Annotated in this window: 20 protein-coding genes; 4 read left to right on the top strand and 16 right to left on the bottom strand. The window is 69.4% G+C overall.

Going from position 1 to position 25,449, the window contains the following annotated elements; translation table 11 throughout:
* Positions 1-154: 154 nt before the first annotated feature.
* Together AB0K52_RS22895 and AB0K52_RS22900 are read right to left on the bottom strand one after the other, a co-directional pair.
* Positions 155-1,252: an LPXTG cell wall anchor domain-containing protein gene (locus AB0K52_RS22895; protein ID WP_363535881.1), complete on the bottom strand. Its 1,098-nt coding sequence runs from the start codon at positions 1,250-1,252 to the stop codon at positions 155-157.
* A gap of 236 nt (positions 1,253-1,488) precedes the next feature.
* Entirely contained in the window at positions 1,489-2,598 is a 1,110-nt protein-coding gene (locus AB0K52_RS22900; RefSeq protein WP_363535884.1) for a sugar-binding protein, read from the bottom strand.
* Positions 2,599-2,927: 329 nt separating this feature from the next.
* Here AB0K52_RS22900 and AB0K52_RS22905 point away from each other — a divergent pair, with 329 nt between their 5' ends.
* Positions 2,928-3,836: an MBL fold metallo-hydrolase gene (locus AB0K52_RS22905; RefSeq protein ID WP_363535887.1), complete on the top strand. Its 909-nt coding sequence runs from the start codon at positions 2,928-2,930 to the stop codon at positions 3,834-3,836.
* A 1-nt stretch (position 3,837) separates the two neighbouring features.
* On the opposite strand, the gene AB0K52_RS22910 is transcribed toward AB0K52_RS22905, so the two are convergent.
* Positions 3,838-4,368 carry a MarR family transcriptional regulator gene (locus AB0K52_RS22910; protein WP_363535890.1) on the bottom strand — a complete coding sequence of 177 codons (531 nt, stop codon included), beginning with the start codon at positions 4,366-4,368 and terminating at the stop codon, positions 3,838-3,840.
* 136 nt (positions 4,369-4,504) lie between these two features.
* Here AB0K52_RS22910 and AB0K52_RS22915 point away from each other — a divergent pair, with 136 nt between their 5' ends.
* Positions 4,505-5,413, top strand: a complete 909-nt coding sequence (locus AB0K52_RS22915; RefSeq protein WP_363535893.1) for an EamA family transporter — start codon at positions 4,505-4,507, stop codon at positions 5,411-5,413.
* Between the two features lie 53 nt (positions 5,414-5,466).
* On the opposite strand, the gene AB0K52_RS22920 is transcribed toward AB0K52_RS22915, so the two are convergent.
* The 11 genes from AB0K52_RS22920 to AB0K52_RS22970 form a co-directional block, all read right to left on the bottom strand.
* Entirely contained in the window at positions 5,467-6,129 is a 663-nt protein-coding gene (locus tag AB0K52_RS22920) for a hypothetical protein (protein WP_363535896.1), read from the bottom strand.
* Positions 6,130-6,209: 80 nt separating this feature from the next.
* Entirely contained in the window at positions 6,210-6,569 is a 360-nt protein-coding gene (locus AB0K52_RS22925) for a DUF5655 domain-containing protein (RefSeq protein WP_363535898.1), read from the bottom strand.
* A 12-nt stretch (positions 6,570-6,581) separates the two neighbouring features.
* Positions 6,582-7,385 carry an ABC transporter permease gene (locus AB0K52_RS22930; protein ID WP_363535901.1) on the bottom strand — a complete coding sequence of 268 codons (804 nt, stop codon included), beginning with the start codon at positions 7,383-7,385 and terminating at the stop codon, positions 6,582-6,584.
* Positions 7,382-8,377: an ATP-binding cassette domain-containing protein gene (locus AB0K52_RS22935; RefSeq protein ID WP_363535904.1), complete on the bottom strand. Its 996-nt coding sequence runs from the start codon at positions 8,375-8,377 to the stop codon at positions 7,382-7,384. The genes AB0K52_RS22930 and AB0K52_RS22935 overlap by 4 nt, the downstream gene beginning before the upstream one ends.
* 190 nt (positions 8,378-8,567) lie before the next feature.
* On the bottom strand, positions 8,568-12,596 hold the full coding sequence (hrpA, locus tag AB0K52_RS22940) for an ATP-dependent RNA helicase HrpA (protein WP_363535907.1): 4,029 nt from the start codon (positions 12,594-12,596) through the stop codon (positions 8,568-8,570).
* Between the two features lie 63 nt (positions 12,597-12,659).
* Positions 12,660-13,175, bottom strand: a complete 516-nt coding sequence (locus AB0K52_RS22945; RefSeq protein WP_363535910.1) for a hypothetical protein — start codon at positions 13,173-13,175, stop codon at positions 12,660-12,662.
* An 83-nt stretch (positions 13,176-13,258) separates the two neighbouring features.
* Positions 13,259-14,845: an ATP-binding cassette domain-containing protein gene (locus AB0K52_RS22950; protein WP_363535913.1), complete on the bottom strand. Its 1,587-nt coding sequence runs from the start codon at positions 14,843-14,845 to the stop codon at positions 13,259-13,261.
* 294 nt (positions 14,846-15,139) lie between these two features.
* Entirely contained in the window at positions 15,140-15,964 is an 825-nt protein-coding gene (locus AB0K52_RS22955; RefSeq protein WP_363535916.1) for a lytic polysaccharide monooxygenase, read from the bottom strand.
* Between the two features lie 218 nt (positions 15,965-16,182).
* On the bottom strand, positions 16,183-17,691 hold the full coding sequence (locus tag AB0K52_RS22960) for a sodium-dependent transporter (RefSeq protein ID WP_363535919.1): 1,509 nt from the start codon (positions 17,689-17,691) through the stop codon (positions 16,183-16,185).
* A gap of 81 nt (positions 17,692-17,772) precedes the next feature.
* Positions 17,773-17,883, bottom strand: a complete 111-nt coding sequence (locus AB0K52_RS22965) for a methionine/alanine import family NSS transporter small subunit (RefSeq protein ID WP_363535922.1) — start codon at positions 17,881-17,883, stop codon at positions 17,773-17,775.
* Positions 17,880-19,454 carry a sodium-dependent transporter gene (locus AB0K52_RS22970; RefSeq protein ID WP_363535925.1) on the bottom strand — a complete coding sequence of 525 codons (1,575 nt, stop codon included), beginning with the start codon at positions 19,452-19,454 and terminating at the stop codon, positions 17,880-17,882. The genes AB0K52_RS22965 and AB0K52_RS22970 overlap by 4 nt, the downstream gene beginning before the upstream one ends.
* A 370-nt stretch (positions 19,455-19,824) precedes the next feature.
* On the opposite strand from AB0K52_RS22970, the gene AB0K52_RS22975 reads away from it, so the two are divergent.
* On the top strand, positions 19,825-22,023 hold the full coding sequence (locus tag AB0K52_RS22975; RefSeq protein ID WP_363536025.1) for an ATP-binding domain-containing protein: 2,199 nt from the start codon (positions 19,825-19,827) through the stop codon (positions 22,021-22,023).
* A 46-nt stretch (positions 22,024-22,069) separates the two neighbouring features.
* Positions 22,070-23,869, top strand: coding sequence for a PASTA domain-containing protein (locus AB0K52_RS22980; protein ID WP_363535928.1), 1,800 nt, complete (start codon positions 22,070-22,072; stop codon positions 23,867-23,869).
* 46 nt (positions 23,870-23,915) lie between these two features.
* Here the strand turns inward: AB0K52_RS22980 and pyrE are convergent, their stop codons facing one another.
* Positions 23,916-24,449, bottom strand: a complete 534-nt coding sequence (gene pyrE, locus AB0K52_RS22985; RefSeq protein ID WP_363535931.1) for an orotate phosphoribosyltransferase — start codon at positions 24,447-24,449, stop codon at positions 23,916-23,918.
* 26 nt (positions 24,450-24,475) lie between these two features.
* The gene (locus AB0K52_RS22990) at positions 24,476-25,354 is read right to left on the bottom strand and encodes a phytanoyl-CoA dioxygenase family protein (RefSeq protein WP_363535934.1); all 879 of its coding nucleotides are present in this window, start codon (positions 25,352-25,354) and stop codon (positions 24,476-24,478) included.
* Positions 25,355-25,449: the final 95 nt, after the last annotated feature.

The following is a 25,449-nucleotide window of genomic DNA, read 5'->3' on the forward strand; positions in this document are numbered from 1 at the left end:
CGCTGCGCCTCGGTCAACGAACTATACGGATTCAAACAACTACTCCCCGGAAGCGGAACTGATTTCTCAGTCCAACATCCGGGGAGCTGTTCAGAACGGTGCGGCCCTTTCTTCAAGTGGCTAGAAGCCCTTGTCCCTCAATGGGATTCGGTGCTTACCAGTCCTGCGCGGCGCGGCGGCGGCGCATGATCAGGAAGATGGCGGCGGCGGCCACGATGAGCGCGGCGGCCGAGCCGATCATGATCGTCATCGAGCTACCGGTGGTGGGCAGCTGCGGCTGAGCGGACGGGGTGCCGCTGGGCGAGGGGGTCTCCTCGTCGCAGGGGGCCCAGTACAGCTCGCCGCCGGTGGCGTCCTTCGGGGTCTCGATGTAGTACCAGACCCAGAACTCCTCGTCCGCGGCCGGGATCTCCACGACCTGGGTCTCGCCCGGGGCGAGGGTGTAAGGCTCGGCCAGCTCGTCGCCGTCCTTGTAGACCTCGAAGTAGGTCTCTTCGCCGTCGGCGGGGACGGTGAGCGTGATCGTCAGGCCGTCGCAGTCGGACTCGACCGCGATGTAGGAGCACAGCTCGTTGTCGTACCACTCGATGGTGTCGACCAGTTCCTCGCCGACGAAGATGTCGACCGAGAGGCCCTCTTCGGCGCTGTCGACGTAGAAGTACTCGTAGAAGCCCTCGTCCACCTCAGGGGTGTAGGTGACGGCGTCGCCGTTGCTCGGAGCGAAGGTGAACTCCGCCAGGGCGTCGGGGTTGTAGTTGTCGGCCCAGACGTAGACGCCGACGCAGTCGCTGCCGCCGCCGAACTCGTACTCGGGCTCCGGCTCGGCCGGGGGCTCCTCGGTGCAGCCGCCCTCAGGAGCGGAGACCGTGACGGAGCGCTCCCCCGGGAAGCCATTGTTCCACGCGCCCTTGATCGTGATCGAGGCGAGGTCCACGTCGGCGCTGAAGTTCTGGCTGCCTTCGAGGTAATCGCCCGAGTCGTAGGCCGGGAGCGACGCGCCGACGACGATCTCGGTGCCTTCGTTGAAGTCGGTGTCGGTCAGGATCTCGGTGATCGTGCCGACCGCGCCGTTGTCCGAGTCCCAGTCCTTGACCTGCCAGACGACGGTCCAGCCGCCGTCAGGGGTGCATTCGGTGATGCCCTGGATCTCCGGGTGGTGGGCTTGGGCACCGGAAGCGAAGGCGACCGCTCCTGCGAGGCCGAGGACGACGCTGCCGCTCAGTCCCAGCACCCGCTTGAGGGTACGGTTCATGATTCTCCTAAGGATGCAATTGCATTGGGGGGATTGGAAGCCGCGCGGCCGAGGGGTGTGAGTGCTCGACCGGCTTCGGCAACTTACCAAATGAGACACGCCGGAACATGAGCAGAGGTCGCATAACGATCAGATAACGACCCGGCCGCGACGCTCGGTGAGCGCATGAGAACCCTTGGGGCACAAGGAAACGGCCGGGCGCAAGCCCGGCCGTCGCGCAGTGTCCCGTGCGGAGGCTAGTCCTCGTCGGCCGGGGCGTTGTCGATCTCCTCCTCGGTGATGTACTCCGAGTCGACGACGATCTCCTGATAGTTCTCGGCGGTCACGTCGACCGGTTCGAGCAGGAACGACGGGATGAACTTGAAGCCGTTGTCATAGGTGCCGTTGTCGTTGACCTCGGGGGTCGAGCCGCCCACGATGGCCTTCACCATGTTCACGGCGACCTCGGCGAGATCACGGGTGTCCTTGAAGACCGTCTGGGTCTGGCCGGTGCCCTCCTTGATCGCCTTGAGGGAGCGCGCTTCGGCGTCCTGGCCGGTGATGACCGGGAAGTCGTCCGAGCCGGGCTCGAAGTCGGCCGCGACCAGTGCCTCGACGATGCCGCGGCTGATGCCGTCGTAGGGCGAGAGCACGGCGTGGAGCGGCTCGTCCTTGTAGAAGTCGTCGAGCAGCCGGGCCATGCGCTCGCGTGCGATCACGGGGTCCCACTGCTGGGTGGAGGTGGGCTCCTGCTCGGTCTCGTTCGAGGGGATGACGATCTGGCCGCCGTAGATGAACGGCTCGAGGGTGTCCATCCCGCCCTGGAAGAAGTACTGCGAGTTGTTGTCGTCCAGCGAGCCGGAGAACAGCTCGATGTTGAACGTCTCGGTGCTGTCCTGGGAGAGGCCGAGCCGCGAGATGATGTGCTTGGCCTGGAGCACGCCGACCTGGTAGTTGTCGAACGAGGCGTAGTAGTCGACGTCGGGGGTCTCGAGGATGAGGCGGTCGTACGAGATGATCGTGAGGCCCTTGTTCTTCGCCTCGCTGAGCACCTCGCCGAGCGAGGTGTTGCCGATGGCGCCGATGATGAGGAACTCGACGCCCGCGTCGATCATCGACTGGATCTGCTGGATCTGCGTGGGGACGTCGTCCTCGCCGTACTCGAGGATGGTCTTGTAGCCGAGGGCCTGTAGCCGCTTCTCCAGGTCCGCGCCCTCGATCACCCACCGGTCCGAGGCGGTGGTGGGCATGGCGATCCCGGTGTGCCCGGTCAGCTGCTTCGACTCCTCGCCTTTCCCGCACGCCGCGAGCGACGCCGCTGCGGCGCCCGCCGTTCCGAAAAGCAGTCCGCGACGATTGAGACGCATGAGGGAGGTACTCCTTCGTACAGGTGAGGGGGTTCATTGCACCCTCGAAACTTACACGAGTGAAAAGCTCGCCAAACCGGGTCATTCCGTGATCGAACCGTGTCCTGGAAGGAGCGACGAAACAGGATGCAAAGGCGGATCGCGCCCCATTCTTCCCGCAGCGTTCAAGGACCGTGCCCGGCGATTCCGCGAGCCTTCCAGAGCGAACGGTAAACCCGCCGGTAATGCGCGACCGGGCCGCCCCGCCTGAAAGCGACCGGTCTCGCTCCCATTCGAACCCGGTGATCATCGTCGATATGTCCTCGCGCGGACCGCATACCATTGCGCGCATGAGCGAACGGTGGATCGAGGTGGCCCCCCGGGTGTGGGCGCTGCGCGTGCAGGAACTCGACCAGACGCTGGGTCTGGTCATCGGCGACGAGAGCTGCCTGGTGATCGACACCGGCGTCAGCGCCGAGGCGGGCTACGCGTTCGCCACCGCGATCAGGGAGAAGACGGACCTGCCGTGGCAGGTGGCCTACACGCACGACCACTTCGACCACTGGTTCGGGACCTCGGCGTTCGGCGAAGCCGCGATCTGGGCGGTGGGCGACGGCGCCCACTACATCCGCATCGGCGACGAGCAGCGCCAGGCCTGGGCCGCGCGGTACCGCCGGGAGGGCCGCGAGGAGGACGCCCGCAGCATCGCCCGCTCGAAGCTCGTGCCGCCGAACTGCCGCGTGCAGGGCGCGGTCGGGCTGAACCTGGGCGGGCGCACAGTCGTCCTGCGCCAGGCGGGCCTCGCGCACAGCGACAACGACTTGGTGGTCGAGGTGCCCGACGCGGGCGTCCTGTTCGCGGGGGACCTGCTGGAGAACGGCGCGGCCCCGTCGTACACCGCGGCGTTCCCGTACGAGTGGCCGCAGGCGGTCGAGTACCTGCTGAGCTGGAAGCCCGCGGTCGTGGTCCCGGGCCACGGCGATCCGGCGGACTACTGGTGGGCGCGGGCGCAGGTGCGCGACATGGCAGAGACGGCGCGGATGTGCGCGGAAGTGGCGCAGGGGTTCCTCACCGAGGAGGAGGCGCTCGCGCACAGCCCGTTCGGCGAGGCGACCATGCGCGCGGCGCTGGACCGGTGCCAGGAGCTGACGCCTCCCCCGCCGCCGGCGCCCGAGGTCCCGGCCGCGAAGCCGCAGACCCCGCCGCCGCCGGTGGTCGTCTACGACATCTTCGACTACGACATCGACCTGACGCGGTAGGTCAGTCGCCGAACGGCTGGTCCTCGAAGCCGAGGTGGAGCTTGCGCAGCAGCGCGCCGAGCTGGGCCTGCTCCTCCTCGGTGAGCACGGCGAGGGTCTCGAGCTGCAGGTCGATGCCGGTGCGCACGGCCTCTTCGATGACCTCGCGGCCGCGTTCGGTCATGCGGACCTTCAAGCCGCGCCGGTCGGCCGGGTCGGGCAGGCGCTCGACGAACCCGGCGGCCTCGAGCTTGTCGAGCCGCCCGGTGAGCCCGCCCGAGCTGAGCATGAGGGTCGCGCCGATCTCCTTGGGCGAGAGCGTGAACGGCTCGCCCGAGCGGCGGATCGAGGCGAGCACGTCGAACTCGTTGCGCCCCAGGCCCTGGCGCACCCGCATCTCGTGCAGGCGCGCGCCGAGCTTCTGCGAGATGCGGTGCATGCGCCCGTAGAGGGCCATGGACTCGAGTTCGAGGTCGGGCAGCTCGCGGTGCCACTGCGCCACGATCTTGTCCACGGCGTCCTGGTCATCGGCCTTGGCGGCGTCTTCGGTCATGCGCGTCATTGTGGCGCATCGTCCTTCCGGTCGCTGAAGTACCTCAGGCGTGATTTAACTCAAGACAGAGCATCTTGACAAAAAATAGCTTGAGGGTAAGCTACTTCTTATCAAGCTACACCCCGAAGGAGCCACGATGAACCGCAGCACGAAGGACCTCCTCCTCACGGCCCTCGCCCCCGTCATGTGGGGCACCACCTACGTGGTGACCACCGAATCCCTCCCCGCCGACCGCCCGTTCCTCACCGCCCTGCTCCGCGCGCTCCCCGCCGGACTCCTCCTCATCCTCCTGTCACGAAGGCTCCCAAGGGGTTCGTGGTGGTGGAAGTCGGCCGTGATCGGCACGCTCAACATCGCCGCGTTCTTCGCGCTGCTGTTCATCGCGACCTACCGGCTCCCCGGCGGCGTCGCCGCGGTCGCCGCCGCCGTCGGCCCGCTGGCGACGGCCGGTGCGACCCTGCTCATCCTGCACCAGCGGGTGCGGCTGCGCACCTGGCTGCTCGGCCTCGCCGGCGTCGGCGGCGTGGCCATGGTCGTCCTGACCGCCGAAGCGAAGCTCGACACCATCGGCGCGCTCGCCGGGATCGGCGGCGCGGTCTCCATGGCGGTCGCCGTGACCCTCACGAAGCGCTGGGGCATGCCGAAGGACGCGGGACCGGCCGCCCTCGCGGGCTGGCAGCTCACCGCGGGCGGGCTCCTGCTCATCCCCCTGGCCTTCGCCGTCGAGGGCGGCATCCCGGCGCTCACCGGCACGAACATGCTCGGCTACCTCTACCTCGGCCTCGTCAACACCGCCCTGGGCTACTGGCTCTGGTTCCGCGGCATCGGCCGCCTCTCGATCGTGCCCCTGAGCTTCCTGGGGCTGCTCTCGCCGCTCACCGCCGCGACGGTCGGCTGGATCGCCCTCGGCGAGACCTTCTCGGCCTGGCAGACCGCGGGCTTCGCCGTCGCCCTCGCCGCCACGGTCACCGCCCAGCTCCAGGCCAGGCAGAAGGCGCCCGCGCCTGAGCCCCTGGAAGCACCGAAGACCCTCGCCCGGGTCTGAGCGCAGCGACGGCCCCCGCCTTCCGGCGGGGGCCGCTGTTCACTTGCGGTCCTTTAGGACTCCGAGTCCGCCTTCAGGGCCTCCCAGACCGGCTCGGTGTCGAGGTCGGCGGCGAGCGCCGTGATCTGCTCGACCGAGACGTCGACCGCCTCGCCGTTCATGTCGCCCCACCACACGGTGGCGACGGAGCCGTCCTCGAAGAACGCGGCGGCCTCCACATAGGTCCCGTCGGTGGTCCAGGCGACCACGGTGCCGTCCTCGAGTTCCTCCTCACCGCACTCGGTGTCGCTCTCGCGGCAGTGGATCAGGTAGTGCATGTCGAAGTCGTCCCCGCCGGTGACGTCCTGGACACCCGTGCTGATCCCGCCGGGCAGGTACAGCGCGGTCTCCAGGCCCTCACCGGTCTGGTCGACGTAGAAGTCGGCGCGGAACTTGCGCTGCACCGGCGTCTCGTTCTCGCCGTCGATGTAGTAGTTCTGGAGCCGCTTCATCTCCAGCGAGGCGTCGAAGGTCCAGTCCTCGAAGTGCTCGTTGAGCTGCTCCGCGGTCTCCTCGTGGGCTTCCGCGGTGTACTCGTCCTGGACGAAGTCCCACTGCTCGGAGTACTCCCAGCCCTCGGCGGGGATCTCCGGCTCCGCCGCCGCGGCCGCGGTCGCGGGGAGGAACACCGCCGCGGCCGAGGCCGCGACGATCGCAGAGCGCTTGAATGAGGCCATGATGGTCCCTTTCGGTAGGTCCGGTGTCCTCTGTAATATGCGCCGGACCCGGCGAAGGGTTGCCTCTGTGCCCGATGTCCTCACGCGGCCGCCCGGTACGCGGCTTCGAGCCAGGTCCGCACCTCGGCGTCGATCGCGTCGGGATCCTCGACCTCGAGGTGGTGCATCCAGCCTTTCGGCGCGGTGTGCACCACCTCCTTGAACCGGTCGGAGTCGAGGCGCGCCGGCAGCGCGATGGACAGGACGGCGGGCACCTCGGAGTCGATGTACCGCCCGGGCCGCCACACGTACGCGAAGCCCCTGCGGCGCCGGAACGCGATCTGGCTCTTGGTGGTCCGGACCTCGGCTGCGCCGATCCCGGCCACCGCTTCGGCGACGGCCTCGTAGACCGCGAGCCCGTCGGGGTGGCCCTCGAAGAGGTCGCCCGGCACCGGGGCCATCGCGCGGTCGCCTCAGACCATCTTGCGGCGGTAGGCGCGCATCGCCAGCGGAGCGGTCACCGCGAAGATCGCCGCGGCCCACACGAACGTCCACATCATCGGCTCGGCCACGGGGCCGAAGGACAGCAGGCCCCGCATCGTGTCCGCCAGGTGCGTCACCGGGTTGACCTTCGCCCACGCCTGCATGAAGCCCGGCATCGTGTTGATGTCGACGAACGCGCTGGAGGTGAAGGTCAGCGGCATGATGATCACGAACGCGTAGATCTGGACCTTCTCCTCGGAGTCGGCCACGACCCCCATGAGGACCGAGATCCACGAGATCGCCAGCGCGAACACCACGAGGGTCAGCGTGGCGAGCAGCGCGCCCGCGACGGTGCGCAGCTCGAAGCCCATGAGCAGGCCCAGGCTCAGCATGACCACGACGGACCAGACCTGCTTGAACATGTCGGCGAAGATCTTCCCGGCCAGGGGCGCCGAGCGGGCGATCGGCAGCGACCGGAACCGGTCGTAGACGCCCTTGCGCAGGTCGGCGTTGATGCCGGTGCCGGTGTACATGGTGAGGAAGATGGCGTTCTGCGCGATGAGGCCGCCGAGGACGTACTGCAGGTAGTCCGAGGTGGACCCGGCCATCTGGCCGCCGAAGACGTAGACGAACAGCAGCAGGAACATGATCGGGCTGAGGCTGAGGTCGACCAGTTCGAACGGGTTGTGCTTGATGCGGACCATCTGGCGCCAGGCCATGGTGAGGACCTGGCTGACCGTGGCGCCCAGGCCCGGCCGGTGGACAACGGGGACTTCGATGGTGGCGGCGGTCATTTCGCGGGCTCCTCGTTCTCGGCGGCGCCTTCGTCGTCGGCGTCGTCGTCGGTCTCGGTGCGGCGGCCGGTCAGGGTCAGGAAGACCTCGTCGAGGCTGGAGAGACCGAGGTGGAACTCGGTGAGCGCGATGCCGCGGTCGCGCAGGTCGGCGGCGAGGGCCGGCATGATGCCGTCGTCGTTGACGCCGAGGGTGATCGCTCCGGCCTCGACGACGGGGTCGAGGTCGGGGAAGCGTTCGGCGATGAGGCCGCGCACGGTGTCGAGCTGGCCGTGGTCCTCCGGCTGGATGCGCAGGCTCTGGCCGCCGATCTTGGCCTTGAGCTGCGTGGGCGTGCCGGTGGCGATGACCTTGCCGTGGTCGATCACGGCGATCTCGTGGGCGAGCTGGTCGGCCTCCTCGAGGTACTGGGTGGTGAGCAGGACGGTGGTGCCGTCGGCGACGAGGCCGCGCACGAGGCCCCAGAGTTCGCCGCGGGCGCGCGGGTCCAGGCCGGTGGTGGGCTCGTCGAGGAAGAGGATGCGGGGCCGGCCGACGAGGCTGGCGGCCAGGTCGAGGCGGCGGCGCATGCCGCCGGAGTAGGCCTTCGCGGGCTTCTCGGCGGCGTCGGAGAGGTTGAACTGGGCGAGCAGTTCGCGCGCGCGGGCCTTGGCGTCCCGGGTGGGCATGCCGAGGAGGCGGCCGATGAACCGCAGGTTCTCCTCGCCGGTGAGCAGTTCGTCGACGCCGGCGAACTGGCCGGTGAGGCCGATGAACGTGCGCACCTGGGCGCCGTCCTTCACGATGTCGTAGCCGCCGACGCGGGCGGTGCCCGCGGTCGGCTGGGAGAGGGTGGCGAGCATGCGGACCATGGTGGTCTTGCCCGCGCCGTTGGGCCCGAGGACGCCGAGCACGGTCCCGGTGCGGGCCGCTAGGTCGACGTGGTCGAGGGCGACGAGGTCGCCGAAGTGCTTGGTCAGGCCCTCGGTTTCGATGGCGTTGTCTGTCGACACTTCGTCCTCCTTCGGAGTGGTGTCGTGTGCAAGGGTTCTGGTTTCCGGAGTGGTGTGCACCCGGGTTCATCGTGTCATTTTCGACGTGTTCTCACAGCACCTTTACGGCGGCGTGCGGCCGTACGGTGCGCGGCGTACGGCGGAACCCGATCATGCACCCCGGGTGTGACATCCCGGGTGCGAATGGAGGTCAGAGGGTCTGGAGGAGCTTGCGGACGCGCTTCTCGCTGACCTGGTAGCGGGTGCCGAGCTGCTGGGCGAAGAAGCTGACGCGCAGTTCTTCGAGCATCCAGCGGACTTCGCGGCCCTCGCCGGAGCGGAGCGCGGCGGGCCGGGTGCGGGCGAGCGCGTCGCGTTCGGCCTCAAGGGACTGAATCACGTCCATCTTGCCCTTGTCCCCCGCGATGTCGGCGACGGCGCGCTTGGCGCGGAAGCTGATGGCCTTCACGTAGCGGTGCAGGTCGTCGAGGCGCCACCAGCCGGTCGAGCCGATGAAGCCGTCGGCGCCGACGAGCGCTTCGAGCTGGCGGCGCATGTCGCTCAGGGCCGGGAGGGCGCGCAGGTCGAATTTGCCTTCGAGGAGGCGGGACGCTTCGCGGGCCTCGGTGAGGACCGCGGCGGCTTTGCGGGCCACGGCGGCGGACTCCCCCGCGACCTCGGGCCGGGCGCGTTTGAGCAGGGCTTCGAAGCCTTCGCGGTCCCAGGCCGGGCCGCCGCCTTCGATGAGGACCTTGTCGAGGACGGTGCGCACGCAGTCGGCGAGGAGCGCGTCCACGTTCGCGTAGGGGCCGGTGGCGAGCGCGAGCTGCTCGTTGCGGGTGAGCGCTTCTTTGAGTCGTGGGTCGGGAATGTTGAGGCGCAGGAGGCGGCGCGTGCCGGCCCACATGTTCGCGGCCTGCGATCCGGGGTCGGGGAATGCCTTGACGCCGACCGTGCCGCCTTCATCGACGAGCGCCGGGTAGGCCTTGGCGGTATAGCCCTTGCGCGGGGTCTCGTGGAGCTTCGGGAGGGCGTCGAAGTCCCAGGTCTTGAGGCCGGTGCGCTCGAGGTCGAAGGCCTCGGCGGCGGCCTCCTGGGTCTTGGGGGCGAGCTGGCGCTGGAGGGCGCCGAGTTCCTTGCCTTCGGCGAGGACCTGGCCGTCCTCGTCCTTGACCTGGAAGGTGACGAGGAGGTGCCCGGGGACCTTGGTGAGGTCGAAGGCGTCGGCCGGGACGTGCGTGTTCGTCATCGACTTGAGGGTGTCGGCGAGCGCGGCCATCATGGGGCGGCCGGGGGCCGGGGCCATGCGGGCGACGGCGGCCTTGGCGAAGTCGGGGGCGGGCACGAAGTTGCGGCGCAGGGTCTTGGGGAGGCTCTTGATGAGCGCTTCGGCGAACTCGGCGCGCAGGCCCGGGACCTGCCAGGTGAAGGCGTCCTGGTCGAGCTGCTGGAGGGCCGGGAGCGGGACGGCGACGGTGACGCCGTCGCGGGCCGAGCCGGGTTCGAACTCGTAGTCGAGTTCGAGGTCGGCGCCTTCGGAGGTCCAGACCTCGGGGTACTGCTCGGCGGCGACCCCTTCGGCGCGGTCGCCCAGGAGCAGGGCCTCGTCGAAGTCGAGGAGGGTCTTGTCCTTCTGCTTCTTCCACCACGAGTCGAAGTGGCGGCCCGAGACGATGTCGGCGGGGAGGCGCTCGTCGTAGAAGTCGAAGAGGGTCTGCTCGTCGGCGAGGAGGCCGCGCTGGCGCACCCGGTTCTCGAGGTCTTCGACCTCGCTGATCTTGGCGAGGTTCCGCGCCAGGAACTGGTGGTGGGTGTCCCATTCGGCCTGGACGAGGGCGTGCCGGATGAAGAGTTCGCGGCTGGTCTCGACGTCGATGCGTCCGAAGTTGACCTTGCGGCGGGCGACGATCGGGACGCCGTAGAGCGTGACGCGCTCGAAGGCGAGCACGGCGCCGGCCTTCTTCGACCAGTGCGGTTCGGAGTAGGTGCGCTTGCTGAGGTGCTCGGCGAGCGGTTCGACCCATTCGGGTTCGATCTTGGCGCACACGCGGCCCCACAGGCGGCTGGTCTCGACGAGCTCGCCGGCGACGACCCAGCGCGGCTGCTTCTTGGCGAGGCCGGAGCCGGGGAAGATCGCGAACTTGGCGTTGCGGCCGCCGAGGTACTCGCGGGTGTCGGCCTCTTTGACGCCGATGTGCGAGAGGAGCCCGGCGAGGAGCGCGGTATGGACGCGCCGGGGGTCGGGGACCGTGTCGGTCGGCCCGATCTCGATCTTGAGGCTCTTGAGGACGCCGAGGATCTGGCGGACCAGGTCCTGCCACTCGCGGATGCGCAGGTAGTGCAGGTACTCCTGCTTGCACATGCGGCGGAAGGAGGACGAGGAGCGGGAGCGGCGCTCGTCCTCGAGGTACTTCCACAGGTTGAGGTACGCGGAGAAGTCGGAGTCGGGGTCGTTGAAGCGCGCGTGGGACTGGTCGGCCTGGGCCTTCTTGTCCGCCGGGCGCTCCTTCGGGTCCTGGATGGACATGGCGGCGGTGATGACCGCCACGGCGTGGACGCAGCCCTCGTTCTGGGCCTGCAGGATCATGCGGGCCAGGCGCGGGTCGATCGGCAGGCGCGCGATGTCGCGCCCGGCCTTCGTCAGGCGCCGCTCGCCGCTGCGCACGTCCTCGAGCGCGCCGAGCTCCACCAGGAGGTCCATGCCGTCCTTGATGTTGCGCGAGTCGGGGGCGTCCACGAACGGGAACGACTCGACCCGGCCGAGCTTCGCGGCCGTCATCTGCAGGATGACGCTGGCGAGGTTGGTGCGCAGGATCTCCGCGTCCGTGAACTCGGGGCGGGCGTTGAAGTCGTCCTCGGAGTACAGGCGGATGCAGATGCCCTCGGCGACGCGGCCGCAGCGGCCGGCGCGCTGGTTGGCGCTGGCCTGGCTGATCGCCTCGATGGGCAGGCGCTGGACCTTCGTGCGGGCCGAGTAGCGGGAGATGCGGGCGTATCCGGCGTCGATCACGTACCGGATGCCCGGCACGGTCAGGGAGGTCTCGGCGACGTTGGTGGAGAGGATGATCCGGCGGCCGGTGTGCGGGGAGAACACCCGGTGCTGCTCCTGCGCGGAGAGGCGGGCGTAGAGCGGAACGATCTCGGTGTGGCGGAGCTTGGCCTTCTCGAGGGCGTCGGCGGTGTCGCGGATCTCCTGCTCGCCGGAGAGGAAGACGAGGATGTCGCCGTCGCCGACCCGGCCGAGCTCGTTGACGGCGTCGAGGATGCCGTCGATCTGGTCGCGCTGCTCCTCGCCGTCCTCGTCGCGCAGCGGCCGGTAGCGGATCTCGACCGGGTAGGTGCGGCCGGAGACCTCGAGGATCGGGGCCGGGGACTCCGTCGCGCCGCTCTGCCGGTTCGGTTCGCCTCCGGCGCCCTGCTTATTCCGTTCGCCTCCGGCGCCCTGCTGGTTCCGTTCGCCTCCGGCGCCCTGCTGGTTCCGTTCGCCTCCGGCGCCCTGCTGGTTCCGTTCGCCTCCGGCGAAGTGCTTGGCGAAGCGTTCGGGGTCGATGGTCGCGGAGGTGACGATGACCTTGAGGTCGGGGCGCTTGGGGAGGATCTGCTTGAGGCAGCCGAGGATGAAGTCGATGTTGAGGCTGCGCTCGTGCGCCTCGTCGATGATGATCGTGTCGTAGGCGCTCAGCAGCCGATCGTGCTGGATCTCGGTGAGCAGGATGCCGTCCGTCATGAGCTTGATGTAGGAGTTGTCCGACACCTGGTCGGTGAAGCGGACCTTCCAGCCCACGGCCTCGCCCAGCGGCGAGCCCAGCTCCTCGGCGATGCGCTCGGCGACCGCGCGGGCGGCGATCCGCCGCGGCTGGGTGTGCCCGATCATGCCGCGCACCCCGCGGCCGAGTTCGAGGCAGATCTTCGGAATCTGCGTGGTCTTGCCCGAGCCGGTCTCACCGGCGATGATGACGACCTGGTGGTCCCGGATCGCCTCGAGGATGTCGTCCTTGCGCTGCGAGACCGGCAGGGCCTCGGGGTAGACGATCTTCGGGACGCCTGCCGCGCGGGCCGCCAGGGCGGCCTCCTTGCGCTCGACGTCGGCCTCGAGTCTCGCGAAGGCCTCGGCGCGGGCGGGGCCGTCGAGTTCGCGGGCCTCGCGCAGGCGGCGGCGCAGCGCGCGCTGATCGGCCGTACGCAGGGCGAAGACGCGCTCGCGCAGGCTGGTTCGGGAGTCAGGGACGCTGCTGGGCATGACGATCGTCAAGGATACGCGGGCGGCCCGCCGCCGCGCCATCCATTAAGCCGCGCAGTGACCTCAGACGTCTTCGAGGTCCCCGCACAGGACCCGGTCGGAGTCGAGGCCTTCTGACCGGGTGAGCGCTTCGGGCGCGTGGACGACGACGCTTTCGGCCCGTCCGTCGGAGATGAGGTCGCTGGAGACGTCGGCCGAGCCGATGCCCGTGGAGGAGGTCGTGAAGCTCAGCTCGATGATGTTCCCGGCCGCGTCCTCGCCCTCCGGGTCCTCGAGCCAGTGGCCGCCGCCGGGCGGGGTCTCGTCGCATTCGCCGTCGTGGAGGTGCGCCGTGTAGTCGGTGTCCGGGGCGAGTCCGGCGACGGCGAGCCGCACCGAGGTGCTGCCGGTCGATGAGATGTCGGCGGTCCCGGTGGCCTGCGGGGCGGCCTGGCTCCAGGCGGCGGTGACCGCGAGCGTGGCGTTCCAGGCCCCGCCCAGGTCGGGGTCTTTGGGGTCGGTGGCGTCCTCGTCGCCGCCGCAGCCCGCAAGGGCTCCGGCGAGGACGACCGCGGCGGTCAGGGCTCGGATGGACGGCATCGGCGCTCCTTCGTCAGTGCCCCTTGTCGGTGGGCGCACCCAGTATCGGGCCGCCGGGGCCGTCCATCCGGTATTCCACGCCGCTACGCGACCGGGGCGTCGACCGCGATCCCCTCCCCGCGCGTCAGCTCGAGGCGGCGCGTCAGACCCAGGCCTTCCAGGAACGCCTCATCATGGCTGACCACGACGAGCGCGCCGCGGAACGCCGTGAGCGCCTGCTGGAGCTGCCGGATCGAGCTCATGTCGAGGTTGTTCGTCGGCTCGTCGAGCAGGAGCAGCTGCGGCGCGGGCTGCGAGGACAGGACCGCGGCGAGGGCCGCGCGCAGGCGCTGCCCCCCCGAGAGGGTCGAGACCTGCTGGAACACCGCGTCGCGGCGCAGCCCGAAGCGGGCCAGGCGGGTCCGCAGGAGCGACTGGTCGGCCTCGGGCGCGCGGGCGCGCACGTTGTCGAGCACGCTCGCCTCGTCGTCGAGCAGTTCCAGCCGCTGCGTGAGGAACCCGTGCGGGACGCGGGCGGCGTCGGCGATCGCGCGCAGCAGCGTGGTCTTGCCCGCGCCGTTGTCCCCCGTGACCGCGACGCGCTCGGGTCCCCGCAAGTGCAGGCCGAGGCCTTCGCCGTAGAGGTCGCTCACTTTGAGGCCCTTGAGGATCGCGATGTCGCGGTGCGAGGAGACGCTGGTCTCGGGCAGGTCGACGTTGATGCCGCCGTCATCGCGCAGGCCCTCCTCGGCCTCGTCGAGGCGGTCGCGGGCCTCGGCCACGTCGTCGAGCTTCGCGTTGAGCAGCTTCGCGGACGACACCTCCCCCGCGTTCTTCTTGGCGTTGAGCAGTATCTTCGGCGTGCCGCCACGCGCCTGCTCGCGGCGCCAGGACGAGGCGCCCCTGTCGTTCTGGGTGCGGGCGGCGACGAGCTCCTTCTTCTGGCGCACCAGGTCCTGCTTGGCGTCGCGCACGGCGCGCGCGGCCGCCTCCTTCTCGGCCGCGATGACCTCCTCGTAGACGCTGTAGTTGCCCTCGAAGACGCGGATGCGTCCCTTGTAGAGTTCGGCGACGGCGTCCACGTGCTCCAGCAGCGCCCGGTCGTGGCTGACCACCACGAGGGTGCCGTTGAACCGCCGGATCGCCTGGTACAGGCGGTTCCTCGCCGAACCGTCGAGGTTGTTCGAGGGCTCGTCCAGCAGCAGCACGTCGGGGCGGCGCACGAGCCGCCCGGCCAGGCCCACGAGCATCGACTCGCCGCCGGAGAGCGTGGCGACGGTGCGGTCGAAGCCCACGTGGTCGAGGCCCAGCTCGTCGAGCGCGACGCGGGAGCGGTCCAGGAAGTCCCAGTCCTCCCCGATCACGTTGAAGTTCGCCTCGTCCGCGTCGCCGGCCTCGATCGCGGCCAGCGCGCGTCGCTGGTCGGCGATCCCCAGCAGGTCGGACACGGTGTCGCCCAAGCGGAGCGGAAGCTCCTGCGGCAGGTACTCGATGAGCCCGGAGGCGGTGATCGTCCCCGACTCGGGCTTGAGGAGCCCTGCGACGAGCTTGAGCAGTGTGGACTTGCCGGTGCCGTTGTCGCCGATGAGCGCGGTGCGGCCGTCGGAGAAGACGGCGTCGAGGCCGTCGAAGATCCTCTCGCCTTCAGGCCAGAGGAAGCGGAGCTGCTGGACGTTGATATAGGTGGTCATGAGACCTCTCTCAGGTCGATGCGGAACGGGATCGAGATGAGAGACATCGCGCCGAAGAGGGCGGGATACAGAAAAGTCCCCGGAAACAGGCACTCTCTTGATCGAAGACACACCGGTCACGTGCGCAGAGACGTGATGGGCGCGATGTCTGCGACCTAGAGCTTCAAGTGAGTGCCTAACGTCGGGAACAAGGACTCGTCAAGGGTAGGGCAGGCCCGGGGCGGCGTCAAGCGAGATGCGCGACACGGGCGGCCGTGTCGGCGGCCCGTGTCGCTTGCAGGGGAAGCAGGTTGTCTAGCAGGAGGCGATGGGCTTCCAGACGCCCCATTGGCCGGTCGTGCCGGGCTCTTCGCCGGTCGTCCACCAGTCGGCGCGGTACTCGGCGCCGTCGTGGGTGACCGTGTCGCCGGCGGTGTAGACCGCGGTCGCGTCCCAGGCGCCGCAGTCGGCGGGTTGGCCGGTCGGGGTGGAGGACGGCGTCGGGGTCGGTTCGCCGCCGGTCGGGTTCGCGGTCGGGGTCCCGCCGCCGCCGAAGTCGACGTCGATGCAGGAGTAGAAGGCGTTCACCGTGTCGGCGATGTTCCAGACGCTGAGGATCAGCTGCCGGCCGCTGCGCTCGGGCAGGGTCACCTGGTGGGTCATCGTGTGGTCGGGTTTGGCCCCGCCCATCGCGAAGGAGGCGAAGGGCTCGAGGTCGAGCATGTCGCGGGTGAGCGGTCGGTTCGGGTCGTACCGGTCGTTGGTGAGGTAGTAGTCGAAGGTCGCGGTGGCGTGGGCGGCGGTCATGGTCCACGTGAAGGTTCGGGTCCCGGCGTTGACGGCGGTGGCGGGCCAGCCGCCGCCTCGCGGGTCGTCGAGTTCGGCGAACTCGGCGTGGCCGGCGGAGCAGATCTGGCCGTCGGCGGGTCCGGCGGCGGGGAAGCCCTTGGTGCCCTCGACGCTCTGGGGTTCGTATGAGATGGCGCCGCAGTTGGAGACTTCGCCGCTCGCGCAGAGGGCCGAGCGGCTGGGCGGGTCGGAGGTGTAGCCGTGGCCCCAGGCGAGGGCCGCCATGGAGGCCGAGACCGCGAGGGTCGCGGCGCTGGCGATGGACAGGATGATTCTGCGCTTCGTGCGCATCTTCGTCTCCTATCGACGATGGGTCAGCGGTACTTCGGCGTGCCGGTGGGGAACCGGGTTCGGGAGACCGAACTAAAAAGTAACCTAACAGTTAAGATTGCTTCACACAAGGAGCAAGCGCGCGCCGATCGCCGCAAGCCGAATGAGCGTTCCCTTTTCGCGCACAACGGCAATGGCCGCACACGGTTCGTGTGCGGCCATCGTCGACGGAGCGGAGGCTAGACGGTCTCTGCGACCGGCTCCTCCTCGACCTGCTGCGACAGGGGACGGCGCCAGAGCACCGCGGTCATGATGAGGCCGAACAGGATCATGGCCCCGCCGACGCCCCAGTTGATGTAGATGAGCTCGTCGGCCACCGCGGGGTCCGAGAGGTCGGCGATCTGGCCCTGGACGCTCCGGTAGAGCGTGTACACGAGCACCACCGCGGTCAGCCCCAGGCAGGCGTACCAGACGTACCCGAGTTTGAGCATCGACGTCCGGTTCGCCTCGGCGGCGAGGGACTTGATCTTGCCCGTGGCGAAGGCCAGCACGATCGTCGCGAGCCCGCCGAGGACCAGCCCGTAACCCGAGACGGCGAAGTCCACCGCGTCCACCATGGACGAACCGTTGGCGGTCGGGTAGACCAGCAGCGAGAACGCCGCCATCGGCAGGCCCAGCACCACCACGCTCTTCTTGCGGCTCCATCCGAAGCGGTCCTCGAAGGAGCTGAACGGCACGATCACCATGGAGATCAGCGAGGAGACGCCAGCGACGACCAGTGTGGCGAAGAACAGCACGCCGATGAAGGCCCCGCCGGGCATCTGGCTGAGGATGGTCGGGAATGTCACGAACGCGACGCCGCCGCCGGTGCCGACCAGCTGGTCGATGGGCAGTCCGCTCTGGCCGGACATGAAGCCCAGCACCGCGAAGACGCCGATGCCGGCGAGCAGTTCGAACGAGGAGTTCGCGAAGCCGACCGTCACGGCCGTCGTCGACAGCTCGCTGCGCTTGCGCAGGTAGGACGAGTACGCGATCATCGTGCCCATGCCGATCGACAGGGAGAAGAAGACCTGCGCGTAGGCGGCGAGCCAGATCTCCGGATCGGCGATCTTGTCCCACTGCGGCGTGAAGAACGCGTTCAGGCCGTCGACGGCGCCATCCAGGGTCAGCGCGCGGACCACGACGATGCCGAACAGCCCCACCAGCAGCGGGATGCAGATCCGGTTGGCCAGCTCGACGCCCTTGCGCACGCCGCCGGCCATGATGAGCAGTACCAGCGCCCACACCGCGGCCAGCGCCGCGAGCATGACCGGGCGGTACTCGAAGAAGTCGAGGGGCTTCCCCGCCTGCAGGAACTCCCCGCCGAAGAACGCCCCGGCGTCGTCGCCCCAGGACAGGCCGGGCGCGTAGAAGACGTAGCAGAGCGCCCAGGCGATGATGACCGCGTAGAAGGTGGCGAGGAAGAACGCGATGCCGTTCTGCCACCAGCCGACGCCTTCCGCGGGCCGGTGCAGGGCGCGGAACGCTGAGGGCGGCCCCGCCTGGTACTTGCGGCCGATCGTGTACTCGAGCAGCAGGAGGGGGATGCCGGCGGTGAGGATCGCGAACAGGTAGGGCAGCAGGAAGGCGCCCCCGCCGAACTCGTACGCCTCGCCTGGGAAGCGCCAGATGTTCCCCAGGCCGATGGCCGATCCGGCCGCGGCGAGGATGAACCCCGCGCGGGTCCCCCAGGTTTCTCTCGTGGTCATGGGTTGGGTCCTCTAGGGTCTCGACTGCGGAGGGGGCGCAGGGCGGAGGGGCCGATCCGGGGATCGGCCCCTCCGGGACTGTCAGTCTTCGGTCTCTTCAGGGTGGGTCATGAGGGTGATCGCCGAGACGACCAGTCCCCCGAAGATGACGACGATGGCGATGATCATCATCGCCACTGCGCTTCCGCTCACTGGATCTCCTCCTTCCCGGCGGTCAGGGCGGCTTCGCCTTCGACTTCTTCTTCGTCGACCAGCGCGGGCACTTCCCTGCGGCGCAGGACGAGCGCCATCAGGACACCCAGCGCCAGGGCACCGCCCGCGACGCTCCAGCCGTAGACGAGGGTGTTCTGGTCGACCCCGGCCTCGTTGTCGATGGTGGCGCGGATGTTGTCGAAGAGCATCCAGCCCAGGATCGCCGGAGTGACGAGGCCCAGGGCGCCCAGCCACAGGTAGCCGACCTTGATCGTCGAGGTGCGGTTGGCGTCCTGGCGCAGTTCGGCCCACTTCCAGGCGATCCAGACGACCGAGACGATGCTGACGAGCGCCGCGACGGCGATGCCGTAGCGGTTGATGAAGCCGTCGGCGGTGTCGAGCAGCCACAGGCCGTTGGTCGCCGGGAACAGCACGATCGAGAGCAGCGCGATGCCGCCGCCCACGAAGACGGTGCCGGCGAGGCGGCTGACGCCGAAGCGGTCCTCGACGGCCGCGACCGGCACCTGCACGATGCTGACGAGCGAGGTGAACCCGGCGATGACCAGGCTGGCGAAGAACAGCACGCCGAACAGTCCCGCCGCGTACGGCATCGTGTTGATGATGGTCGGGAAGGCCACGAACGCCAGGCCCACACCGTCGCTGACCTGCTCGTCGATCGGCGTGCCCGCCTGCAGGGCCATGTATCCGAGTACGGAGAACACGCCGATGCCAGCGAGCAGCTCGAACGAGGAGTTCGCGAAGCCGACGGTGAACGCCGAGGTCGTGATGTCGGACTTGCGCTTGAGGTACGAGGCGTAGGTGACCATGATGCCGAAGCCGACCGACAGCGAGAAGAAGATCTGGCCGTAGGCCGACACCCAGACGGTCGAATCCTGGAGCGCGCTCCAGTCGGGCGTGAAGAACGCGTCGAGGCCGGCGGTGGCGCCGTCGAGGGTCAGCGCTTGGACGACCAGGACGCCGAACATGACGACGAGCAGCGGGATGAACACCTTCGCGGTGTTCTCGATGCCCTTGCGGACGCCGGCGCCGATGATGAGCAGCGTCAGGACCCAGATGGCGGCGAGCACCACCGTCAGCGCGGGCACCCAGGTGCCGAAGTCGAAGGTCCCGACCGCTTCGCCTTCGGCGTTCATCGCGCCGAGGAAGTCCACGAACAGGAAGCCGTCCGGCGAGTCGCCCCAGGTCTGGCCGATCGAGTAGTAGGTGTACATGGCGGCCCAGGCGATGATGACCGCGTAGTAGGCGGCGATCACGATGCAGATGGCCACCTGCCACCAGCCGATGAACTCGGCGTTCTTGTTCAGGCGGCGGAACGCGACCGGGGCGGAGCCCTTGAATCGCCGCCCGATGGTGAACTCCATGATGAGCAGCGGGATGCCCGCCGTCAGCAGGGCCACCAGGTAGGGCACGAGGAAGGCGCCGCCGCCGTTGTCGTAGGCGACCGCGGGGAAGCGCCAGATGTTGCCCAGTCCGACCGCCGATCCGATGGCGGCCAAGATGAATCCGAGCCTGGTCCCCCAGTTCTCCCTGATGAGTCGCTCTCTGGCCATAGGTCCTTCTTTCCGGTCACGCCGACGCCGAGCTCATAACGGGCCAACCCTAATGGGACGACTAGAGCAGGTCAAATGCTCGTTATGCGGACGTTACCAATGCTCACATAGTGGAACAGGGCTTGTGCGGACAACCGGCGCAGCCGCCGTCGAGCGGACGGTCACGTTCACGCCTGGAACGAGACGATGCCCCCTCGCAAGCGCTAAGCTTTTTCAGTTGCGCCTCACGCGGCCTAGGAGACACTGGCGAGTCGATCGGGTTGAAAGTGCCCAGGCTCGCAGCGCCCAGGACCATTCCGCGCATCTCGTCTTGAATCCGTCCGCTCCGCTTCAGAGGAGAGCCGTGTCCGCTGCCATCAATCCGGCCGTCATGCAGGCGATACTGTTCGAGCAGCAGCGCCTCGACGAGCTGTACGCCCGCCTCGACCGGCTGCGCGACGAGAGCGGCGAGCGGCTCGGCGAGTCGCGCCGCAAGCATGTGGAGAACGACCAGGAGCGCTCGCAGCGCGACGCCGAGACGCACCTGTACCGCCGGCGCATCGCCGAGCTCGACGCCGTCGAAGAGGGCCTGTGCTTCGGGCGGCTCGACTACCTCAACGGCGATGCGCCGATGTACTTGGGCCGCATCGGCATCCACGCCGAAGGCGGCGAGCAGATGCTCGTCGACTGGCGCAGCGAGGCCGGCCGCCGCTTCTACCTCGCCACCGCCGCGTCCCCGGCCGGGGTGCGCCGCCGCCGCCACCTCCACACCAAGGGCCGCCGCCTGCGCTCGGTGAACGACGAGGTCCTGGACCTGGACGCCGCGGGCGAGTCGGGTTCCACGATCGGCTCCGAGGGCGCGCTCATGGCCGCGCTCGACGCGGCCCGCACCGGCACGATGCAGGACATCGTGGCCACGATCCAGGCCGAGCAGGACCGGATCATCCGCGCGCCTTTGGAGGGCGTCATGATCGTCGACGGCGCGCCGGGCACCGGCAAGACCGCCGTCGCCCTGCACCGCGCCGCCTACCTCCTCTACGAGCACCGCGAGCGGCTCAAGCGCCAGGGCGTGCTCATCATCGGCCCCGGCAAGCAGTTCCTGCGCTACATCTCCGAGGTGCTGCCCGGCCTCGCCGAGTCCGACGTGCTGCTGCGCACGCCCGCGCAGCTGTTCCCCGGCGTCGTCGCCGACCGGCCCGAGATCGAGGCCGCGGCCGCCGTCAAGGGCCGGGCCGTCATGGCCGGCGTCATCGCCAGCGCGGTGGCCGACCGCCAGGTGGTGCCGCGCGAGCCCGTGCCGGTCGACTTCGAGGGCCACGAGCTGTTCCTGCGGCCCGAGAAGATCACGGCGGCGCGGGACGCGGCGCGCGAGACGGGCCTGCCCCACAACGAGGCGCGCGAGACCTTCCACAAGCGGGTGATCGCCGACCTGGCGATCCAGTACGCGGACATCATCGGCGAGGACCCGCTCGGCGGGGAGAACCTGCTGGGCCTGGAGGACCGGGCGCAGTTCGCGGTCGAGATCGCCTCCGATCCGGTGATCAGGGGCCAGATCGAGGTGCTGTGGCCCGAGCTGACGCCGAAGGAGCTGCTGGAGGACCTGTTCTCGTCCCGGGAGCTCATCGCCTCGGCGGCGGCGGTGCTCAAGAAGGAGGAGCGGGCGCTGCTGCTGCGCGAGCCGGGCGGCTGGAGCGAGGCCGACATCGCGCTGCTCGACGAGGCCGCCGAGCACCTGGGCGAGGTCGAGGTGAAGCAGCGGGCCGGCGAGCTGACGGCCGAGCAGATCGCGTACGCGCAGGACGTGCTCACGATCGCGGCCGGTTCGGCCTCGTTCGACTTCGAGGACGAGGAGTCGGAGATCCTGCAGGCCACCGACGTCATCGACGAGTTCTGGCTCGGCGAGCGGCAGGTGGACGAGCGGTTCGTGTCCGTGGCGGAGCGGGCGGCGGCCGACCGGCGCTGGATCTTCGGGCACGTGATCGTCGACGAGGCCCAGGAATTGTCCCCTATGGAGTGGCGGGCGCTGCTGCGGCGGTGCGTGACGCGGTCGTTCACCGTCGCCGGGGATCTGGCGCAGGCCGCCGGCCCGACCGCGCCGAAGCGCTGGGGCGAGGTGTTCGGGAACGCCGGGCTCGACTGGCGGGCCGAGCAGCTGACGGTCTCGTACCGGACCCCGGCCGAGATCATGGAGGTCGCGGTGCGGGTGCTCGACGCGATCGACGTCGAGGCGGCCCGGCCGCGCTCGGTGCGCGAGTCGGGGCACCGGCCGTGGCTCGAGATCGCGCAGGAGGACTTGGACGCGCGGGTCGAGGAGCTGGTCGCGGCCGAGAAGGCGGCGGTCGGCGAGGGCAGCGTGGCGATCGTGACCACGCCCGAGCGCGCGGCGGGGCTCGCGGGAATCGCCGATGCGGCGGTGCTCACCGTCAAGCAGGCCAAAGGACTCGAGTTCGACTCCGTGATCGTCGTCGACCCGGACGCGATCGCGGGCACGGGCCTGCGGAACCTCTATGTGGCGTTGACGCGGGCCACGAAGCGCCTCGGCGTCGTGGCGCCTGACAAGCCTGTGTTCCCCGGCGCAGAGGTCCTGTAAGAGTCGTGGCGAACTCCTACACTGTTGACCAAGTAGGAGGTGCGGGTTGACAACGACGACTGGGGACCTGACCGGCGCGCGTATCGACGGGCGGTACCGGCTCGAGCGGCTCATCGCGCGCGGCGGCATGGCCGATGTCTACGAGGCGCGGGACGAGCGCCTCGACCGCACCGTGGCGGTGAAGATCATCACCAACGCGGCGGTCGCCGGGTTCGACGTGAAGGCCTTCGCCGACGAGGCCAAGACCATCGCGCGCCTCTCGCACCCGAACATCGTGGCCGTGTTCGACCAGGGCGTCCACGAGGGACTGCCGTACGTCGTCATGGAGTACGTGCCCGGCACGACCCTGCGGGACCTGCTCAACCGGCGCCGCCGCCTGCGCCTCGAAGAGGCGGTGGAGCTGTGCGGCCAGGTCCTCGACGGACTCCAGGCCGCGCACGACGCCGGGCTCGTGCACCGCGACATCAAACCCGAGAACATCCTGCTCAAGAACGGCGGCCGCGGCGACCGCGTCAAGGTGGTGGACTTCGGTCTGGCCGAAGCGGTCCACGGCGACCGCGACACGGGCGGCCCGCTCGTCGCCACCGCCGCGTACGTGGCGCCCGAGCTGGTGAACGGCAAGCCCGCCACGACCGCGAGCGACGTGTACTCGACCGCGATCCTCCTGTACGAGCTGCTGACCGGGGAGGTGCCCTTCGACGGCCCCGACTCCGGGGCGGTGGCGCGCCGGCACGTCGACGAGGACGTGCCGTCACCGCAGGTGAAGGCCCCCGACGTGCCGGACGGCCTCGCGGAGCTGGTGACGACGGCGGCCGCGCGGCGGCCCGGCGCGCGCCCGGTCGACGCCGGGGCGTTCCTGCGCCGGCTCAACGCGATCGACGTGCGGCCCGCCAAGGGCAGCACCGGGAAGGTCCCGCGGCCCACGCGGGTCGTGCAGACGACGATGGTCGTCGATCCGCCGAAGGCAAAGCGGTCGTGGAAGGCCCTGCTGACGCTCGGCCTCATCGTGGCGCTGCTCGTCGGCGTCGCCGCGGCCGGATGGTGGATCGGCATCGGCCGGTACACGGCCGCGCCGTCGCTGCTCGACCAGTCGCGGGAGTCCGTGGAGGCGTTCGCCGAAGAGGCGGGCTTCGAGGTCGAGATCGTCGACGGCTACAGCGAGAGCGTGCCCGTGGGCGGGATCGTCTCGCAGGACCCCGATGTGGGCGACCGCGTCCGCCGCGGCTCCACGATCACCGTGGTCGTCTCGCAAGGGCCCGAACGGTACCAGGTGCCGAACCTGGCCGGGCTCCCCGAGGACGAGGCTCGCGAGGAGCTCTCGAAGTTCGACGCCGAGGTCAAGGTCGAGCACGAGTACAGCGTCGACATCAGGGCGGGCGAGGTGACCCGCACCGACCCTGCCGCGGGTGAGGAGGTCAAGGCCGGGACCCCGGTGACGGTCTTCGTCTCCGACGGGTTCCCGCCGCTCACCGTCCCGAATGTGGTGGGCAAGTCCGAGGACGACGCCCGCGCGGACATCACGACCGAGGGCCTGGAGATCGGCGAGGTCACCCGCAGCCACAGCGACACCATCGAGGCGGGTCTCGTCATCTCGCAGACCCCCGCGGGCGAGGCCCCCGCCGGGCCGGGCGACACCGTCGACCTCGTCATCAGCGACGGCCCCGAGCCCGTCGAGGTCCCCGACGTGGTCGGCATGGACATCGAGAAGGCCACCGAAGAGCTCGAAAGCCTCGGGTTCACCGTCAAGACCGCGCAGATCTGGTTCACCGGGACGGTCTTCGAGCAGTCCCTCGACGCCGGCAGCGAGCACCCCAAGGGGACCGAGATCTGGCTCTGGGCGAGATAAGGCGAAGGGCCGGACGGTCACCCGTCCGGCCCTCCTCCGTATGACGCTAGTTCGCCCCGGCCGACTTCAGCTCGGTCATCGTGAACAGCGGCCGGATCGCCACGCCGATCTCGGCGAGGTTCTTCAGGCCGCCCGACTCGCGGTCGATGACGCACAGGCCGCCCTCGACGATCCCGCCCCGGTTCCGCAGCTCCGCCACGGCGTCGAGCACGGCGCCGCCCGAGGTGATGACGTCCTCCACGATGAACAGTCGCCGCCCCTCGACCTCGCCGCCCTCGGCCAGGCGGCACGTGCCGTACGTCTTGGCCTCCTTGCGCACGAACAGGGCCGGAAGCCCCGTCACCTGCGACAGCATCGTCACGATGGGGATGCCGCCGGTCTCGAGCCCGGCCAGCGCGTCCACGCCGTGCGCGGGCACCAGCGGCGCCAGCGCTTCGGCGATGCGCCGCAGCAGGACCGGGTCGGACTCGAACAGGTACTTGTCGAAGTACTCGTGCGCGACCACACCGGACCGGAGGGTGAACTCCCCGGTCAGGTGCGAGCGGTTGAAGATGTCGCGGGCGAGGTCAGTGGTGCTCATGCGGCCAGCCTGCCACGTGCGGGCCCTTACGGGCGCAGCGGCGGGTAATCCGGGTCGAGGAGGTCACGCTCGGCGAGCCAGTTGTACAGCGGCGTCTCCTTCGGCCAGTGGCCCCAGCCGTGGTCGCCGGTGGCCATGTGGCCGCCGAGCATCTGCTGCTGCACCGGGTCGAGGTCGTTCCACCACGGCTCGTTCGGCAGGTGGTCGACGATGTCGCGGGCGCGGATCCAGCGCGGCGTGAACCCGAAGAACGCGACCTTGCGGGTCAGGTCCGAGTAGTTGTCGCTGCGGGCGTGCCAGATGCGGCGGTCGAAGAACATGACGTCGCCGGCGTTGCCGGTGACCTCGATGGCGCCTTCGGGGTCGGGCCACTCCATGTCGCGGCGGGGCGGGCCGTCGATCCGGTTCCACTTGTGGGAGCCGGGGATGATCTTGGTGTTGCCGCGGCCCTCTTCGGCCAGGTCGGTGAAGAAGTAGGCGAGCTTGACGGACAGGCGCGGGCGCGGGTCGGTCTCGGTCTCGCGGTTCTGGCGGCCGCCGTCCTGGTGCCATTCGAACCGGAAGGGGCGCTTGCCCTCGATCGGCGGGTGCTTGTCCACGTGCGAGTGGTAGACGTGGAAGTTCCAGCCCAGGATCGACCACACGTAGTGGAAGGTCTTGGGGTGGTTGAGGAGGAACGCGAGTTCCGGGCAGGAAGTGACGGCGTCGAGGCGGTGCATCGCGCCCTCGGGGCTCAGGCGCCCCGCTTCCTTCTCGAGCTCGTACACGCGGTCCAGAGCGTCGTTGCAACGCTGGATCTCAGCGGCGTCGAGCGCGCCGCGGATCATCAGATAGCCGTCGCGATCGAAGGCTTCGCGCTGCTCAGGGGTGAGAGCTGCGGCACCGACCGATGTCAATGCGGTCATCTCAATGCCTTTCCGGTTTCCAGGGGGATCTTGTCGTCTACTTAGACGCGTGATCCGCCCTCGGCGGTTGCACCGCGGGAATCGGAAAATCAGGC

The organism is Glycomyces sp. NPDC049804 (genome assembly GCF_040674615.1).
GTDB lineage: Bacteria > Actinomycetota > Actinomycetes > Mycobacteriales > Micromonosporaceae > Glycomyces > Glycomyces niveus.